The organism is Prevotella sp. AM42-24 (genome assembly GCF_003461825.1).
Lineage (GTDB): Bacteria > Bacteroidota > Bacteroidia > Bacteroidales > Bacteroidaceae > Prevotella > Prevotella hominis.
On record NZ_QTXV01000144.1, the window covers coordinates 268 to 1,985 of the forward strand.

Annotated in this window: 2 protein-coding genes and 1 pseudogene; 2 read left to right on the forward strand and 1 reads right to left on the reverse strand. The window is 35.2% G+C overall.

Features of this window, described 5'->3' with window-relative positions; translation table 11 throughout:
• Positions 1 to 261, forward strand: a pseudogene (locus tag DW917_RS17960) (hypothetical protein); the annotation flags it as partial.
• A 206-nt stretch (positions 262 to 467) separates the two neighbouring features.
• Positions 468 to 776, forward strand: coding sequence for a hypothetical protein (locus tag DW917_RS16710; protein ID WP_233524816.1), 309 nt, complete (start codon positions 468 to 470; stop codon positions 774 to 776).
• Positions 777 to 1,121: 345 nt separating this feature from the next.
• On the opposite strand, the gene DW917_RS17445 is transcribed toward DW917_RS16710, so the two are convergent.
• The coding region (locus tag DW917_RS17445; protein WP_158570249.1) for a hypothetical protein at positions 1,122 to 1,718 on the reverse strand (597 nt) is incomplete at its 5' end.

A 1,718-nucleotide genomic window follows, 5' to 3' on the forward strand; every position in this document is an offset into this window, starting at 1 on the left:
TGGGAGGAGGCAGACTTGAAATATAGGGCATTGAAGATGGTTCTTCCATCTGACGACCCAAATGTTCGATACATCGAAAAGAACTTCTCTGTATGCCCTAATAAAGAAGTTATTGAGAATGTGAGAACTCGTGTAAATATTTATGAGGACTCAATTCGCTACCATAACGAAATGATACAGATGGCAGCAATTAAAGATAGCATGGCTAATAGCCTATTTAAAGAGGCGAATGAAATTAAAAAGAAAATTAATAAGAAATAATAGACAACGACCATCGGCTACAAGCGCATCCTTCGCTTCGATAAAGTAAAGACGAACGGTCTCCGTATCGTGTTTGATAGTGCAAGAACTTGTCCATGCATCAGCAACATAGCAGAATACTGACTTTTCATTAACTCTCAACTGTTCATTCGTGTCCGTGATGCCACTTGCTTGACATTGCGGACACTTTTTCTTTTATGGTAGCTATGAAGAGGAAATTGATAATTATAGCAGTTTTGGTTATCTCACTTGTTGCATCTTATATCTTATGTGAAACGAAACAAAATGATGCCGATATTGATCCTGTTAAAGTCGAAGAATATACGGCAGTCTTAGAAAACAGTGTTGACTTGGATTCCATTGCAGGAACATATTGCGGTGTATTACCATCAAATGTAGAAACAAAACTCACGTTAAATGCTTATGGCACCTATTTGTTGGCACGGATATTCAAAGAAAAGCAGAACGAACAGGAAAAGTGCGGTTCCGCATACGGTGGTGTGGGAGGTCGGTAAATGTGAAAATAGGAGGCAAATGCCTTTTATAATTAGCATTTACCTCCTACCCGATTTTTGAAGTCTACACTAAAATAACAATTTGATTGCTTTTAGTTTTTATATTTTTGTATGAGACCTATTATGATTACGATTGAAATTATAAATATGATAGCATATAATCGATTCGTGAAATCATTTTTATAATTGAAAATTTCATCATTTTTATTCTTAGGACATTTTATGCCATGTAATAATCTCTGAAAATCCACATCACGCCTTTTGATTATTTTATAAAACAAAAATCTCAAAGAAACGCCAAGATATAGTATCAAAAGATTTCTCAACAATAATTCTTTCATACTTTTATTCTTTATCTTCTGGTTTCAAAAAGTCTATAGCATCAAACATGACCTCTCCCGAACCGACAGTACTATTAATTTCATCAATTCCGGAATTAATTCCTCTATTTATAGTTCCTCGTGTGGATGGTTTAAGCCTACTTAATGTCCCCTTAAATGTTTTGGAAAACTGTGCAGCATTCATTTTTTTTAGGACACTTAACCCTTTTTCGGCTTTCGAGAATGGTATGAAATCTGAAATTACCCCAGGAATAGCATCTATTTGGTTGTAATTTGGCGTTCCATCCAAATTGCCAAAATTAGCACCTGTAAAAGGATTTTTCCATTCTTCCCTTTCTAACAATCCAAAGTCAAAAGCTTGGAAACAAACATACCAATCATTCAAAGTACCATAGGCTAATTGGACGAAGAAATTATCAGATGCTGACATTTTCTCCCAAAAAGATAATTCACGAGAAGACAGATACTGATTATTATTAATGACAGTGCTTCCTGCTGGAGTTGTGAATTGTCCTGCAATGTATTCGCCTGTGTAACTATCTTTTACATGACCTCCAACTTCCAAATCATAAGAATATGCTCCACTCTTTGCAAATAGAGT